The 15,194-nt window shown below is 60.6% G+C and carries 13 protein-coding genes; 2 read left to right on the forward strand and 11 right to left on the reverse strand.

Annotated elements, in window-relative coordinates; translation table 11 throughout:
• Positions 1-26: 26 nt before the first annotated feature.
• Genes aroB through pilM form a run of 7 tightly spaced genes read right to left on the reverse strand, consistent with a single transcriptional unit; the run spans position 27 to position 6,546 of the window.
• Positions 27-1,133 (reverse strand): 3-dehydroquinate synthase family protein, encoded by a 1,107-nt coding sequence (aroB, locus tag RVM26_RS11610; protein WP_498938737.1) that lies wholly within the window; start codon positions 1,131-1,133, stop codon positions 27-29.
• Complete coding sequence (gene aroK, locus RVM26_RS11615; protein WP_039180095.1) at positions 1,130-1,696, reverse strand: shikimate kinase AroK; 567 nt, start codon at positions 1,694-1,696, stop codon at positions 1,130-1,132. Before aroK ends, aroB begins: the two co-directional genes overlap by 4 nt.
• On the reverse strand, positions 1,696-3,711 hold the full coding sequence (locus RVM26_RS11620) for a type IV pilus secretin PilQ (protein ID WP_498938739.1): 2,016 nt from the start codon (positions 3,709-3,711) through the stop codon (positions 1,696-1,698). The genes aroK and RVM26_RS11620 overlap by 1 nt, the downstream gene beginning before the upstream one ends.
• Before the next feature lie 60 nt (positions 3,712-3,771).
• The gene (locus RVM26_RS11625; RefSeq protein ID WP_167385710.1) at positions 3,772-4,290 is read right to left on the reverse strand and encodes a pilus assembly protein PilP; all 519 of its coding nucleotides are present in this window, start codon (positions 4,288-4,290) and stop codon (positions 3,772-3,774) included.
• Entirely contained in the window at positions 4,287-4,931 is a 645-nt protein-coding gene (locus RVM26_RS11630; RefSeq protein ID WP_498938741.1) for a type IV pilus inner membrane component PilO, read from the reverse strand. Before RVM26_RS11630 ends, RVM26_RS11625 begins: the two co-directional genes overlap by 4 nt.
• On the reverse strand, positions 4,928-5,488 hold the full coding sequence (locus tag RVM26_RS11635) for a PilN domain-containing protein (protein WP_498938743.1): 561 nt from the start codon (positions 5,486-5,488) through the stop codon (positions 4,928-4,930). Before RVM26_RS11635 ends, RVM26_RS11630 begins: the two co-directional genes overlap by 4 nt.
• A complete protein-coding gene (gene pilM / locus RVM26_RS11640) occupies positions 5,485-6,546 on the reverse strand; it encodes a type IV pilus assembly protein PilM (RefSeq protein ID WP_039180108.1) in 1,062 nt (353 codons plus the stop codon). Before pilM ends, RVM26_RS11635 begins: the two co-directional genes overlap by 4 nt.
• A 191-nt stretch (positions 6,547-6,737) precedes the next feature.
• Here pilM and RVM26_RS11645 point away from each other — a divergent pair, with 191 nt between their 5' ends.
• Positions 6,738-9,266, forward strand: a complete 2,529-nt coding sequence (locus RVM26_RS11645) for a penicillin-binding protein 1A (RefSeq protein ID WP_287807689.1) — start codon at positions 6,738-6,740, stop codon at positions 9,264-9,266.
• A gap of 104 nt (positions 9,267-9,370) precedes the next feature.
• On the opposite strand, the gene RVM26_RS11650 is transcribed toward RVM26_RS11645, so the two are convergent.
• The 4 genes from RVM26_RS11650 to lhgO form a co-directional block, all read right to left on the reverse strand.
• Complete coding sequence (locus RVM26_RS11650; RefSeq protein ID WP_287807691.1) at positions 9,371-11,383, reverse strand: TRAP transporter permease; 2,013 nt, start codon at positions 11,381-11,383, stop codon at positions 9,371-9,373.
• A 92-nt stretch (positions 11,384-11,475) separates the two neighbouring features.
• A complete protein-coding gene (locus RVM26_RS11655) occupies positions 11,476-11,997 on the reverse strand; it encodes a DUF1850 domain-containing protein (protein ID WP_498938745.1) in 522 nt (173 codons plus the stop codon).
• A gap of 13 nt (positions 11,998-12,010) precedes the next feature.
• Positions 12,011-12,970: a TAXI family TRAP transporter solute-binding subunit gene (locus RVM26_RS11660; RefSeq protein WP_287807696.1), complete on the reverse strand. Its 960-nt coding sequence runs from the start codon at positions 12,968-12,970 to the stop codon at positions 12,011-12,013.
• Positions 12,971-13,102: 132 nt separating this feature from the next.
• On the reverse strand, positions 13,103-14,296 hold the full coding sequence (lhgO, locus tag RVM26_RS11665; protein WP_287807697.1) for an L-2-hydroxyglutarate dehydrogenase: 1,194 nt from the start codon (positions 14,294-14,296) through the stop codon (positions 13,103-13,105).
• Between the two features lie 111 nt (positions 14,297-14,407).
• On the opposite strand from lhgO, the gene csiR reads away from it, so the two are divergent.
• A complete protein-coding gene (csiR, locus tag RVM26_RS11670; protein WP_287807700.1) occupies positions 14,408-15,097 on the forward strand; it encodes a DNA-binding transcriptional regulator CsiR in 690 nt (229 codons plus the stop codon).
• Positions 15,098-15,194: the final 97 nt, after the last annotated feature.

A 15,194-nucleotide genomic window follows, 5' to 3' on the forward strand; every position in this document is an offset into this window, starting at 1 on the left:
CATGATCAGCATCCGACGCTACCTCGCTAGGCGCGAGGGTAGCCGGTCAGCAGCTCGGTCAGCAGTTCCGGGGGCGTGGCATCGCTGACGCAGGCATCCCCCAGCGCCTTGAGCAGCACCAGGCGCAGGCGCGCATCGACGTTTTTCTTGTCCAGGCGCATGCGCACCAGAAAGTCGTCTGCGCTCATATCACGCGGCGCGGCCAGCGGTAGTCCGGCACTTTCAATCACCGACCGAGTGCGCGCCAGCGCATCCTCCGTGATCCAGCCCAGCTGGCATGACAGCGTGGCCGCCATGGCCATGCCCGCCCCCACTGCCTCACCGTGCAGCCAGTTGCCATACCCCTGATGCGCTTCGATGGCATGGCCAAAGGTATGCCCCAGGTTCAACAGTGCGCGAACCCCCTGCTCGGTTTCGTCTTCGGCCACGATGTCGGCCTTGATCTGGCAGCTTTTGGCAATCGCCTCGGCCACGATGCCTGGCTCCACCTGACGCAGGGCATCCATGTGCGCTTCCAACCAGCCCAAAAAGTCTTCGTCACGAATGAAGCCATACTTCACCACTTCGGCCAGGCCCGCCGACAGCTCCCGGGGCGGCAGCGTGGCCAGGGTATCGATATCGACGATGACGGCTTTGGGCTGCCAGAAAGCGCCAATCATGTTCTTGCCCAGCGGATGGTTGACCCCGGTTTTACCGCCTACCGAGGAGTCCACCTGAGAAAGTAGTGTGGTGGGCACTTGAATGAACGCCACGCCGCGCTGATAGGAAGCAGCGGCATAGCCCACCATATCGCCAATCACACCGCCGCCAAGGGCAATGAGTGTGCAGCGGCGGTTAAAGCCGGCTTCCAGCAGCGCATCCCAAATGCGTCCTACCTGCTCGATGGTTTTGTACTGCTCGCCATCTGGCAGCACCACGGCACGCACGTCTAAATGCTCGGGTAAGCTAGAACGCAGCGTGTCTAAGTAGTGCGGCGCCACGGTTTCATTGGTAACGATCATGACTTGGCTACCGGCCAGATAGGGCACAAAACTGTCTGAGCGATTTAATAGCCCAACGCCAATATGGATAGGGTAGCTGCGCTCACCCAGATCCACGTTCAGAGTGCGTTCTATGCCTGAGGGCTGTGTCATGACGATACCTTTGTTTGCGTTGTGCCTGTTGCTTCCAGCGGGTCGACCAGCCGGTGGACCCGGCGCAGAATTTCATTGACCACGGCACGGGGACTGCGTCGATCCGTGCGTACGGTAATATCGGACGTGGCGCGATAGAGGGGGTCACGGGTGGCGAACATGTCGTTGAGCACCTGCTCCCGATCGGCACACTGGAGCAGCGGACGATTACGATCCTTGGCCGTGCGCTTGAGCTGTTGCTCTACGGTGGTCATCAGGTATACCACGGTACCGCGTTCACGCAGTGCACGGCGATTCTCTTCACGCAGCACCGCCCCACCTCCGGTGGCCACCACCACGCCAGAAAGCCGTGTCAGCTCGTCAATCATCTGGATTTCGCGCTGACGAAAACCGGGCTCCCCTTCCACGTCGAAAATCCACGGGATATCGGCACCGCAACGATCCTGTATGGCATGGTCGCTATCATGAAAGGAGCGCGACAGCTCCGCCGCCAACAGGCGACCTATCGTGCTCTTGCCAGCCCCCATGGGGCCGATCAAAAAAATATTGGGTAAATCCTGCATCAGCGAACCGCCAAACCATCATCAAGTAATCGGGGAGTGATAAAGACCAGTAACTCTACCTTTTCATTGCTCTCTTCGGTATAGCGGAACAGCCGACCGATAAAGGGCAGATCACCCAGCAGCGGCGTCTTGGCCATCTGGCTCAGCTGCTCGGTGGTCAGGATTCCGCCCAGCACCACCGTCTGACCGTTATCGACCAGCACCTGGGTTTCGATCTGATTGGTGTCGATGGGCGGCTCGCCGCCAAACTCGCTTTCACGGAAACTGTCGTTCTTGATTACCAGATCCATGATGATGCGATTGTCCGGGGTAATTTGCGGCGTGACTTCCAGCGACAGCTCCGCCTCCTTGAACTCGGTATCGGGGTTGCCTTGGGCATCGACGCTCTGGAAGGCCCGCTCTTCGCCTTGGCGGATGGTGGCCGTGCGCTGGTTGGCGGTAATCACGCGTGGCTGCGAAATGGTCTGGCTCTTGCCTTCGCTTTCCAGGGCGCGCAGCTCCAGGTCGAGCAGAATATCCCCCGAGAGATAACCAAAGCTGAAGCCCGTGCTGGCCGCGGCGGTAGAGCCCAGGTCAACGGCCAGCCCACCCTGGGCACGGTTGAGGCCACCAGGATTGATGTTGCGCGGCTCGAACTGCCCGGCTTCGTTTTCCAGGAAGCCTCGGGTGCTGGAGACGCCCCAGTTCACGCCCAGCTCCCGGGAAGCGGTATCTCGGGCAATCACGATACGTGCCTCGATCTGCACCTGGCGCACCGCCACATCCAGCCTGTCCAGGGTACGCATGATGTCGCGCACTTGCTCCGCCGTGTCTTGAATGAGCAGCGTATTGGTACGCTGATCGACGCTGACGCGGCCACGGTCGGTCAACAAGCCAAACCCGTCACCACCGCGCAGCAGCTGCGCCAGATCTTCTGCCCGCGCGTATTTGACCTCGACGAACTCGGTGATCAGCGGGGCAAGGGTCTGCTGCTGATTGCGCGCCTCGATCTCCTGCCGCTCCAGGTCAGCCAGCTCGCTGGCGGGGGCCACCACGATGACATTGCCCTGCTCGCGACTGGAGAGCCCCTGACTTTGCAGAATCAATGCCAGCGCCTGGTCCCAAGGGACTTCGTTCAGGTTCAAGGTGACGCGCCCCGTCACGCTGTCGCTGGCCACCAGGTTCAGGCCAGTAAACTCGGCCAGCGTCGCCAGCACGGCACGCACTTCGATATCCTGAAAGTTGAGACTCAGGCGATCACCCGTGAACGACTGCCCTTCGCGCTCGCGCTGCCGCTGCGGTGCCTGGCTCACCGGCTGGACCTCGATGGTCAACGTGCGGCCACTCTGCGAGGACAACATGGCGTAAGGGCCTTCCGTTTGCAGCTCCAGCAGCGTGTCACGCTGCCCGGAACGGGGCGTGATGCGGGTAATCGGCGTAGCAAAATCGGTGACATCGTAAATCTGGTTCAAGGCATCGGGGATGTCCACGTCTCGCAATTCGGCAATCACGCGCCCCCCACTGCCTTCACGCACCTGAGTGACGACACCGTCACGGTCGAAGGTCACCAACAGGCGCCCCGAGCCATCCGTACCGCGACGGAAGTCGATATCACTGACCTGGGGGCCTTGCGACGTTTCCAGACCTCCCTGAGGCGAGGCATCAGGCGAGAGCGTAATCCTCAACCGGTCGCCGTCGACCCGCGAGGTGTATTCCAACGGCTGGCTCAGGTCGACCACCAACCGCGTTCGGCCATTGCCCTCCAGCGCCGTGATGCGTTCGACGCCTGCACTGCCGACATTGATGCGACGCTGTGCCAGGCCGCTTTGCGTATCGGCCAAGTCCAGCGCCAGACGCGGCGGCGCATCCAGACGATAGCCGCTCAGCTCCGCCACGCCACCGCTGAACTGCAGCAGCAGCTCCACATCGCCACGCGAGGTTTCTCGCACGTCCAGCGCAGTGAGCACGGAGCCCCAGGCCAGCGCAGGCATCATGGCAAACAAGGAAGGCGTTATTTGGCGGAGCGTGATGGCCATAAAAAGTCATCCAGTAACTGAAAAAGGTCGAAACACGTTATGTGGCAAGGCGCTTGCGGCTTACTCCAACGTCAGCGCCGCCGGGCGCTCCTGCCAGCCTTGCTGCTGATTGAAAATGCGCTCGGTCAGCCGCACCTGCTGCGGTTCAATGGCCGTGATGCGCCCATGGTCGGTACCCAGATAGTTGCCCACCCTGACGCTGGTCACACTGCCATCCGGCGCGGCAATCATACCCACCTGCTGACCGCCCATGCGCAGCGTGCCCACCAGGCGCAGCGATGGCAACGGAAACTGCTCCAACGGCTCGGGAGGGCGCTGCTGGTCCGGGGCAAGGGCACTTTCCAGCAAGGCCGACGAGGCCTGCGTACGAATGCTCTCGGGTGCCAAAAAGGGGCTACGTGCATCACTATAACGATAATCGACCACTCGGTAATCGGGAATCGTCGGTATTTCTATCGGCGGCTGCCCCGCTGGGCTACGCCGAATGTCATTGAGCTGTTCGTCCAACTGAGCCAGGTTGGCATCCCCACAGCCAGCCAGCAGTAACAGGCACCCTACCAGAACGGGCCAACGCTTCATGGAGTGCCCCCCTGCTCTGCATCATCTATATAGCTATAGGTGCGCGCCAGCAGCGACATGCGCAGCGTATCACTGCCCTGCTCAATAGGCACCAGAGTGACATCCTGCTGGGTGATGATCCGCGCCTGCTGGCTAATATCCGCCACGAAGCGTGCCAACTCATGGAAGCCGCCCCTCACCTGGATATCGAAGGGGTGCTCGACATAGTGGGTATTGAGTGCCGTGGGGCGAAGGCGAATCGTCTCGATGGTCAGATTGTTGCTCACCGCAGCATCGCTGATACCGTCCAGCAGCGTGGGGATCTCGGCGCTGGTGGGGAGCATGGCGCGCATCGAGGAAATCTGCTCTTCCAACAGCGTCAACTGGTCGCGTACCTCCGGCAAGAAAGCCGCTTCACCCACCTTGCCACGGTACTCACCCAGCAAACGCACTTCCTGGCGCTGCGCCGCTTCCAGCGCAATGCGCTTCTCGCCGACCAGCCACCAGCTCAGACCGCCGAACACGATGACAAATGCCAGCAAGCAGCACAGGCCTTTTAACAAGGTGGGCCACTCGCCCGCCTCTTTTACATCCAGCGCTTGCCAATCGACGCTCTGCAGACGCTGCCTCTCGTCACGCCACCGCTGTCGGCTCCAGATCATGGCGCTGACTCCTCGCTACTGGGCAGCACTTGCACCACCTCGAACTGAAAAACCCGGCTGGTGCCATCCTGGCCGCTGGCGACTTCCGACAACAGCGGCACTCCCAAGCCTGGCATGTCGGCGATTTGACGAAGCTGCTCGGACACCTGCCGCTCGTTACCGGCCATGGCCGAAATACTGATACGGTCACCACTGCGCGCCAGACGCTGATACACCACGCCATCGACCACGCTGGCGGCGATGTCATTGAACAACTTGACCGTACTGGCCCGCTCGCCCTGCAGCGTTTGAAACAGCGTCAATTGCTCACCCAGGCGAGCTACCGAGGCCTGATAGCGCTGCACATCGGCAATTTCACTGTTCAAACGCTCGAGCTGTTGCGTGATGTACGCATTGCGCTGCTGCTGCGCCGCCAGCTTCTGCTGATAAAGTTGCGAAGCGCCCAGTCCAAGCCCCACGCCCAGCAGCAACATCAGGATGACCAGCTGCGCGAAGCGTCGCGTGCGTCGCTGCCGTCGCGCCTCACGCCAGGGCAGCAGGTTGATGGTGATGCTCATAGCCCGGCCCTCATGGCCAGCCCGCCCGCGGTCAGCATGGCCGGTGCATCGTTGGTAAGCCCTTCGATATTGAGACGCTTGTTGATCCGCATACGTTGAAACGGATTGGCAATGGTCACCGTCATGCCGCTATCTTCGGAGATACGCTCTGCCAAGCCGGGTATCACGCTCGACCCGCCGGCCAGAACGATATGCTGCACTTCATGCTGGCGGCCAGCGGTGTAATAAAGCTGCAAGGAGCGCCCCACCTGTTGGACGACCGTGTCAAGAAAGGGATTGAGCACTTTCTCCTGATAGTCATCGGGCAAGCCACCGCGTTTCTTGGCAAACCCGGCTTCTTCGATACTGAGCGAATAGTAGTCACGGATGGCATCGGTCAGCTGTCGGCCACCAAACACCGTGTCGCGGCTGTAGACGATATGACCACCGCGCACTACATGGAAGGCATTCATGTTGGCCCCGACATCCACCAGGCCGACGCAGGCGTTGGGGTCGCTATCCACCTTCAGCTGGCGGCGCAGCTCGGCCAACGAGCGCTCCATGGCGAAGGTTTCCACGTCGACGGCAGCGGGTTCGAGCCCTGCACGCTCCAGGGTTTCGGTCAATTGGGAGACATCCTGCTGACGGCAAGCCACCAGAATGACCTGCTGCTGCTCTTCATCGAAAGGCGCAGGGCCCAGGCAGTGAAAATCGAACGCCACTTCACTGAACGGAAAGGGGATATGGCGGTCAGACTCGGCGATGATCCGTTCTTCTATCTCGTCTTCGCTGAGCGAGACGGGAAACTGCAGCGTTTTGGTAATCGCAGCGCTGGCGGGAACGGCGACGGCGGCCTTGCGGGTCGAAGGCTTGGCATGCTCCACTGCCCGACTCAACACGTTGGCCACATCGTTGATATCTCGGATGCGTCGCTCGACCACTGCGCCTTCACGCAGGGGGCGCACGGCGTAGCTTTCTACCTGAAAATTGTCATTGCACTGCTTGAGTTCGAGCAGCTTGACGGTCGCCGAGGTAATATCGACACCAATCAACCCTTTACTGGGTGCTAGTAAGCGCATGTTGAGTCCGGCTCCGCCTGCCTATCGTGCAAGTTTCGAGGTTACATGATTTTTGCTTAAGGCACACGCCAATGCCTCTACGCCATATCAACACTGGTGGCCGCTGCTTCCCCTTCCTATAATGGCAGCCATTGCGCGCTATGGCGGTTACACCACCATACCTACTCTCTTTTCATGGGTGCCCACTGTTCATGACGTTTTTACGAACTCTAGTGCTGTCGCTATTTTCGCTGGTCGTTGCGCTGATGGGCGCCACGGTACTGGCGGTCATCGGCGCGGCGATCTACTTCTCTCCGGGTTTGCCCGACGTTCGGCAACTGCAGGATTTCGAGCTGCACACGCCGCTCCGTATCTACACCAATGACGGCAAGCTGATTGGCGAATTTGGCGAAGAGCGCCGCATGGCGATCGACTTCGATGACATCCCGGACAACATGGTCAACGCGCTGATTGCCGCCGAGGATGCCAGCTTCTTCAACCATGCCGGCGTCGACCCGCGCGGCCTGGCCCGAGCAGCGGTGGAGCTAGTACAGAGCGGTGGCACCATTCAGTCGGGCGGCTCGACCATTACCATGCAGGTGGCGCGTAACTACATGCTGACCCTGGACCAGACGTTCACGCGTAAAATACGCGAGATCCTGCTGGCCCTGCAGATGGAAAAAGTGCTCAGCAAAGAGGAAATCTTCGAGCTCTACGTCAACAAGATCTTCCTTGGCAACCGCGCCTACGGTATTGCCGCAGCGGCGGAGACCTACTACAACAAACCGCTGGCCGAGCTGAGCCTGGCCGAAACTGCCATGATTGCAGGCCTGCCCAAGGCGCCGTCTGCCTTCAACCCGCTGGCCAACTCCGAGCGCTCGCTGATTCGTCGTAACTGGATCCTGTTCCGCATGCGCGAACTGGGCTACATCGACAACGAGGCTTACCAAGCCTCGGTGCAGGCCCCGGTCACCGCTCGTCGCCACTTCACCCAAACCGAGGTGGATGCGGCCTATGTCTCTGAAATGGCCCGTCAGTACGCCATCGAGCGCTTTGGCGATGCGGCCTATACCGGCGGCTACCGCATTTACACCACCATCGACAGCACCATGCAGCCTTTCGCCCGCCAGGCATTGGCCAACGGTTTGATTGCCTATGACCTGCGTCACGGCTGGCGCGGTGCCGAACAGCGTGAAATCGCCCCTAGCCTGGTCGAAGCCCAGGAGCAGACCAACACCCAAGGCTTGGAAGAGGAGCTATCTGAGTCGCCTGAGATTCGCCAAACTGCCCGTCAGGCAGCGCAACGTAGCCAAACAGAAGTCGAAGGCGTAGATGGCGACGTGAGCAACTGGCTTCAAGTACTGGAGCGCACGCCCAATTATGGACTGCTGCGTCCCGCCATCGTGGTCGAAAGCAGTGGCCGCGAAATGCAGGTACTCACCCGTGGCGGTGAACTGCACACCATCGCCTGGAGCGGCTTGAGCTGGGCGCGCCCCTACCTCAGCCCGCGCAGCCGAGGTGCCGAACCCAGTAGCGCCAGCCAGATTGCCGAGCGCGGCGACCTGATTCGTGTCATTGAGAATGACGACGGCTCCCTGCGTCTCTCTCAACGCCCGGATGCCGAAGGCTCCCTGGTGGCCCAGGACCCGCGTACCGGTGCGATTCTGGCCCTGCAAGGTGGCTTCGACTTCAACGCCAGCAAGTTCAACCGCGCCGTACAGGCTCAGCGCCAGTCGGGTTCCATCTTCAAGCCGTTCATCTATCTGGCGGCACTGGAAGATGGCGAAATGAACGCCGCCAGCGTGGTCAATGATGCCCCCGTAGTGCTGGACGACGGCAGCAACGCCCTGTGGCGCCCGGTGAACGCCAGCCGTGACTTCCAGGGCCCCATGCGCTTGCGCCCTGCGCTGGCTCGCTCTCGCAACCTGGTCACCATTCGTGTGCTGCAGACCATGGGGTTGGATCACACCATCCAGTACCTGGAAGGGTTCGGGTTTGCACCCCAGCGCCTGCCACGTGGCCTGTCGCTGGCGCTGGGCAGTGCCGACCTGACGCCGCTGGAAATGACCAATGCCTACGCCGTGATTGCCAACGGCGGCTTCCAGGTCTCCCCCTGGTTCATCGACCGGATTACCCGCGATGACGACAACGAGTTGATCGACGAAGCCACCCCGCAAGTGGCCTGTGCCAGCTGTGCCGAAGGCCAGGAAACCGTGGAAATCGATGGCAAGACCTACCCCGTTGCTCCCCGCGTAGCCGATGCGGCGGCGGTGTATATCCTGCGTGACATGCTGCGCGACGTCATTACCTCGGGCACTGGCCGTGCAGCGCTCAGCCTGAATCGCGATGACATCGTGGGCAAGACGGGCACCACCAACAGCCAACGGGATGCCTGGTTCGCGGGCTTCAACAGCGCGCTGGTGACCACCGTTTGGGTCGGCAAGGACAGCAATGAAACCATCGCCGAGTATGGTGCCAATGCCGCCCTGCCCATCTGGATCGAGTTCATGGGGGATGCGTTGGCAGGCTCGCCGTCGGCGATTCCGGATCGCCCCGACACGGTGGTCTCGGCACGCGTAGACTCGGAAACGGGACGTCGCCTGCACGATGACCAGCCGGGCGGTATTTCCGAGCTGTTCCACCGTGACCACTTGCCCGACTACCAGGCACGCCGGATCAGCCAGGAACTGGAAGAAGCCAGCGGCTCACAGGGCTCAGGCGCAGCAGAATCGATCTTCTAACTGCCCTCCAGTCCGCCCCGTGGTCGACAGTCCAACCTGAACCGCAGGCATGAAAAAGCCCGGGAACCTCTCAAGGTTTCCGGGCTTTCTGTTAGGGATGGCCGTTAACTCGCTACGCTCAGCGCCTCACGTCGGCTGGCTTGCCAGTTGGCCGCAATGACCACCGCCATGACCACCACGCCTGCGATTTCTGTCCACAGGCTGGGGTAGAACACTGCGAAGATCGCGCCGCCAATGGCCAGACGCGGCACCCAAGACATGCGCGTGAACAGGTAGCCCTCCAGCGACGCGGCAAACGCCCCAAGCGCCAGAATGGCGATGACGCCGTTCCAGATCACCACTGGTACCGGCCCACCCACGATGATCTCCGGGTTGTACACCATGAACAGCGGGATCAGGTAGAGCCCCTTGGCAAACTTCCACGCCTGCACGCCAGTTTCCATGGGTTTACTGCCCGCAATCGCTGCCCCGGCAAAGCCTGCCAAGGCGATGGGAGGCGTCACGTTGGAGTCCTGGGAGTACCAGAACACCACCAGGTGAGCGATCAGCAGCGGCACGCCGAACTCGGCAGTCAAGGCTGGGCCGACCAGCACGATCAATACGATATAGCTGGCCGTCACGGGCAGACCCATGCCCAGAATCAGACTCGCCAACAGAACCATCAACAGTGCCAGCACCAGGTTACCGCCAGAGAAGGCCAGCATCATGGAGGAGAACTTGAGCCCCAGGCCGGTCAGCCCCACGACGCCCACGATGATCCCTGCCACGGCACAGGCCATCGAGACCGCCACGGCGTTGCGCGCGCCCAGCTCCAGCCCCTGAACCAGCTTCACCAACCCGGCCCACAGCACCCCCCTGGTGCGCTCGAAGGTCACGGGTTGGCCCTGCTTGGGAGCCACGAAGAAGTACCACAGCGCATAGCGGATCACCGCCACGGCGACCATGGTCACCACCGCGTAGTAGCCCACCCGCATGGGCGACATGCTCATGGCCAGCAGCCATACCAGCACCGCCAGCGGCAGCAGGAAATGCCAGCCATCCTTCATTACCTGGCGCATCTGCGGCAGCTCGCTCTTGGGCATGCCCTGCATGCCTTGCTTCAAGGCGATGATGTGGACGAAGAGATACACCGTGGCAAAGTACATGATGGCCGGCAGAATACTGATCTTGACGATTTCCAGGTACGGCGTATTGGTGTACTCGGCAATCAGGAACGCCCCGGCCCCCATCAGCGGCGGCATGATCTGCCCACCGGTAGAAGCCGCAGCCTCGATGCCTCCCGCCTGCTTCGGCTTGTAGCCCAGCTTCTTCATCAGCGGAATGGTGAACGCTCCGGTGGTCACCACGTTGGCGATGGCACTGCCAGAAATCGACCCCATGCCCGCCGATGCCAGCACCGCCGCCTTCGCCGGGCCACCACGCTGCCTGCCCGTGGCTGCGTAAGCCATGTCGATGAAGAACTTGCCTGCGCCCGTGCTTTCCAGAAACGCCCCAAACAGGACGAAAATGAAGATATAAGTGGCGGCCACGCCCAGCGGCAGGCCGAAGATGCCTTCTTGCCCCAGGTAGAGCTGACCCGCCACGCGGTCGAGGCTGTAGCCACGGTGGGCCATGATGCCGGGCATCCACTCGCCCAGCCAGGGCAGCTCGCCCCGTGGCCCGGCAAAGGCATAGATGATCGCCAGCAGGCCAATGATCGTCATGCCCAGGCCCACCGCACGGCGGCTGGCTTCCAGTACGGTCACCGTGGCAATACAGGCCACCAGAATGTCCGTCTCGTTCCAGAATCCGGCGCGGCTGAAAATGGCGTCCAGGTTGAGCACCAGGTACCCCCCGGTGATCAGCGCCCCGGCGAAGAAGATAAAATCGATCCCCCAGCCCAGCACACCGCGTTTACGGTGAGGGCCAAAAGCCGGAAACATCAGAAACGCCAACAGCATGATCAGCGCAAGGTGGATACTGCGCTGATAGAAGAGACCCAGGGGTTGAATACCCGCAGAATAGAGTTGGAATAACGAAAGCCCCACGGCAACAATGGTGATACACCACAGCACAATGCGGGGTTGAATCGCATTCCCGCCCGGCATGATGACCGGCGGTGGAGTGGATTCGTTCATGAAGTCCTCGGAAGCGTTAGCTAACTTATACGTTATGTAATAGCGCCAGGCGTGGTACACCCGGCTTTATGTGATGTGCTTGGCAACAGCTTTCATTGACAGATATCGTCATGGGGCAAGACGTCGCGGGCCTCCATCAGTTGAATCGTGACACGCTGCCCGGCCACCCGCTCGCTCAAGCTGCACGCGGCATGCTCACCATCGGGCCAGACCACCTGATGGTTTACCGCGAGAGCCCCCACCCGTAGTGCGTAGCGGTTATTGGGCACCGATTCGTTAATCTCATTGATCCAGTAGCCACCCTTCCCATCCGACACTTGCTCGCCACGTCCCAGGACATGCCCGAGCCCAGCGGCAAAATCCGGCTGATGGCTACGCTCCAGCTGCAGCGTTCCTGCCGCATTGCGGTAGCAGTCCAGGACCGTGAAATGCTTTACCGAGTGCTGCCACTGGATGCACCAGCGGCTGCCGCTGGGTGCCGCGACATCCAGCAGCGCCTGATGGTCTGCGGTCGTGACGACCAGACGCTGCGACGCCGAAGCAGGGGCAGCCCCCGCTTCGGCGCACATGCCGCTCATCGAGAAAAGCGCCACCAGTGGAAAACACCACCGCATAGCGGCTTCGCGATTACGGGCGCAGGTTGTCAGGGATATCCGCACCGACTTCTTCGAAGTAGCGAAGCGCGCCCGGATGCAGCGGTACCGGCGTAGAGTTCATGGTGAACTCGATGGTGGTGTCGTTAGCCGCTGGGTGAACGGCAATCAGCTCATCGGTGTTTTCGAACAGCAGCTGAGTCAACTGGTAGGCCAGCTCTTCATCCATATCGGCGTTGACGACCAGCACGTTAGGGATACCGATGGTCTGTACCGCCTCGTCCATGCCGTCGTACATGCCCGCGGCCAGTTCATAAGGCGCAAACACCGCTTCCACTTCCTGAGCGTTGGCAATCTCTTCATCGGACAGGCCGATCAGGCGAATATCGCGGGTGGCAGCAAGGTTGAGAATCGAGCTGGTGGGCGGGCCAACGCTCCAGAAACCGGCATCGATATCGCCATCACGAATCGCGTCAGCGGTTTCGTTGAAGTTCAGGCGCTGGGGAGTGAAATCTTCATAGCTGACGCCGTTGGCTTCTAGCAGAGCACGGGCGTTCAGCTCGGTGCCGCTACCCGGTGCGCCTACAGAGACACGCTTACCGGCTAGGTCGGCAATGCTCTGAATGTCAGACTCTGCCAGGGTGACCAACTGCACAGCATTGGGATACACAGACGCGAGCGCGCGGGTGTTCTCGATCTGGCGGCCTTCGAAATCGCCGGTGCCGGTATAGGCTTGGTAGACCGTATCGGCCAACGCCAGCGCCATATCGGCATCGCCACGCATGATCAAGCCCATGTTCTCGACCGAGGCACCGGTCACTTCAGCCGTCGCTTGAGCACCTTCGATATGGTTGTTGATCATTTCGGCAAAGCCACCACCGATGGGGTAGTAAACGCCGCCGGTACCGCCGGTCGCGATGGAGAGCTGCTGAGCGCTGGCGGGCAGAGCAGCCGCCATCATGGTCGCTGCAACGGTATATTTTAGTTTTTTCATTGGAATTGCCTCCGTCCTGCTTGGACTTATTGATTATGGTTGACGTAAAGGGAGGTAAGGAGCCAGTTTCTCGCCGCCGTCAGCGGCGCCGAGAACGGTATTTAAACGTTAGCACGGCAGTCGCGTTAGATACTAATCCAACAACGTTTTCACCTGCTCCACGATATGCGCACCAATGGGTAGCGCCGAGGTCGCCGCAGGCGATGGCGCATTGCCCACGTTGACCGTGCGCGGAGTATTCACGAACAGGAAGTCATCCACCAGCCGACCATCGTTGGAGACCGCCTGAGCACGTACGCCCGCCGGGTAAGGGGTCAAATCCTCCAGGGTCAGGCTCGGGCAGTACTTGCGAACCAGCTCCAGATAGCCGCGCTTGTAGAGCGAGTTTCTCATTTCCACCAGCCCAGGCTTGAGATGCTTGCCCAGCACTTTCAGGATGCCTGGGTGGCTGAACATCTGCCCCATATCGCGTAGCGACATGTCCTGCTTGCGGTAGCCCTCGCGTTTTAACGCCAGCACCGCGTTCGGCCCCACGGTGACCGTGCCATCGATCATCCGCGTCAGATGAACGCCCAAGAACGGCATGGCGGGATCGGGAATGGGGTAAATCAGATGGTTGACGATTTGATTGTGGCGCTCGGGAAGCAGGTAGTATTCGCCACGGAAGGGGCAGATCGTAAAACCTGGGTCTTTGCCCAGCATGCGGATGACGCGATCGGCCATCAGTCCCGAGCAAGAGACGAGGTAACGACCGGTGAAAGCGCCCTTTTGGGTCGTCACCACTACCTCGTTGGTACGCTCTTCCAACCCGGTCACGCGGTGGTCAAAGCGGATCTCACCGCCAAGGCGCGTGAACTCTGCCGCCATGGCGCGGGTGACTTCAGCGTAATTCACAATACCGCTAGAGGGCACGAAAATACCCGCTACGCCGGTGATATTGGGCTCGCGCTCCTTGAGTGCCTCGGCCTCTAGCCATTCACGCTCCAGACCGTTGGCCGCCGTGCGCTCCCAGAGCGCTTCCATACGCTGCTTTTCCAGCGGATTGGTGGCCACCAGCAGCTTGCCGCAGATGTCGTAACGCACGCCATGCTGGTCACAGAACTCGCGGGTCGCACGGTTACCCTCCAGGCAAAACTTCGCTTTCAGGCTTCCTGGCGTGTAATACACCCCGGCATGAATCACGCCGCTGTTATGGCCGGTTTGATGCTGAGCGGGGCCTGCTTCCTTTTCCAACACCAGCAAGCGTTTGTCCGGGTAGGCCTGTTGCAACTGCATGGCGGTGGAAAAACCCAGTATGCCGCCGCCGACAATGATGAAATCCCACATGAATGTCGTTACCTGTGCCAAATTTTCAAAATTTATTGATAATAGCCGTTATTCTATGTTGACCGCCACGCCCCTACATTGGTCTAAGCCACACTGATCCAAGGAGTCCCTATGGAGCACGATGCACCGCGCCAGAACCTAGCGATTAGCGCTTACCACGCGCTCAAGCAGGACATCATTCGTGGCCGCTATGCCCCCGAAGAGAAGCTCTTGATGAGCCGTTTGAAAGAGTATTACGGCGTGAGCACCGGCCCCCTGCGTGAAGCGCTGTCACAGCTGGTCGCCGACCGGCTGGTCGTGGCCATCAGCCAACGGGGCTACCGAGTGGCGGCCATGTCGCTGGCCGAACTGAACGATATCTACGACGCTCGCGCTCAGTTGGAAGGGCTGATTTTGCGCCTCGCCATCGAACGTGGCGACGACGACTGGGAAGCCAACGTCCTGGCCACGGCACACCGCCTGGCCAAAGTCACCGACGTCAGCTCCCCCGACGAACTGCTGGACGGCTGGGATTTACGCCACAAGGCGTTCCATACCGCCATTGCCAGCGGCTGCAACTCCCCCCACCTGCTGCAGATGCGCGACACCCTCTTCGATCAGGTAGAGCGCTATCGCCACCTGTGGCTGCAAGAGACCGTCATGTCGCCCCAGGCGCTGGACATCAAGCGCCAGGAGCACGCTGCGCTGGTGGACGTCATTCTCGCCCGCAATGCCGAGCAGGCCGCTAACCTGATGCGCGACCATCTAATGACGCCAGTCCCCATCATTACCCGGGTACTCCAAGCCCGTGGCATCGATTGAATGCCGGGTGATTAAATTCTGCGTTTTAAAAAAATGTAGAAATTTTTAAATAACGGCGATACATTGAACTCAACACGATCATCTTTCGGAGTTCACG

Source organism: Halomonas sp. KM072 (genome assembly GCF_050710315.1).
GTDB lineage: Bacteria > Pseudomonadota > Gammaproteobacteria > Pseudomonadales > Halomonadaceae > Vreelandella > Vreelandella hamiltonii.

What these genes read in the sequence shown, in the direction of transcription:
- RVM26_RS11650 (WP_287807691.1), bottom strand. Translation starts at nt 11,383, where the DNA reads ATGAACGAATCCACTCCACCGCCGGTCATCATGCCGGGCGGGAATGCG.
- aroK (WP_039180095.1), bottom strand. Translation starts at nt 1,696, where the DNA reads ATGCAGGATTTACCCAATATTTTTTTGATCGGCCCCATGGGGGCTGGC.
- RVM26_RS11625 (WP_167385710.1), bottom strand. Translation starts at nt 4,290, where the DNA reads ATGAAGCGTTGGCCCGTTCTGGTAGGGTGCCTGTTACTGCTGGCTGGC.
- pilM (WP_039180108.1), bottom strand. Translation starts at nt 6,546, where the DNA reads ATGCGCTTACTAGCACCCAGTAAAGGGTTGATTGGTGTCGATATTACC.
- RVM26_RS11655 (WP_498938745.1), bottom strand. Translation starts at nt 11,997, where the DNA reads ATGCGGTGGTGTTTTCCACTGGTGGCGCTTTTCTCGATGAGCGGCATG.
- lhgO (WP_287807697.1), bottom strand. Translation starts at nt 14,296, where the DNA reads ATGTGGGATTTCATCATTGTCGGCGGCGGCATACTGGGTTTTTCCACC.
- RVM26_RS11645 (WP_287807689.1), top strand. Translation starts at nt 6,738, where the DNA reads ATGACGTTTTTACGAACTCTAGTGCTGTCGCTATTTTCGCTGGTCGTT.
- aroB (WP_498938737.1), bottom strand. Translation starts at nt 1,133, where the DNA reads ATGACACAGCCCTCAGGCATAGAACGCACTCTGAACGTGGATCTGGGT.
- RVM26_RS11630 (WP_498938741.1), bottom strand. Translation starts at nt 4,931, where the DNA reads ATGATCTGGAGCCGACAGCGGTGGCGTGACGAGAGGCAGCGTCTGCAG.
- RVM26_RS11620 (WP_498938739.1), bottom strand. Translation starts at nt 3,711, where the DNA reads ATGGCCATCACGCTCCGCCAAATAACGCCTTCCTTGTTTGCCATGATG.
- RVM26_RS11660 (WP_287807696.1), bottom strand. Translation starts at nt 12,970, where the DNA reads ATGAAAAAACTAAAATATACCGTTGCAGCGACCATGATGGCGGCTGCT.
- csiR (WP_287807700.1), top strand. Translation starts at nt 14,408, where the DNA reads ATGGAGCACGATGCACCGCGCCAGAACCTAGCGATTAGCGCTTACCAC.
- RVM26_RS11635 (WP_498938743.1), bottom strand. Translation starts at nt 5,488, where the DNA reads ATGAGCATCACCATCAACCTGCTGCCCTGGCGTGAGGCGCGACGGCAG.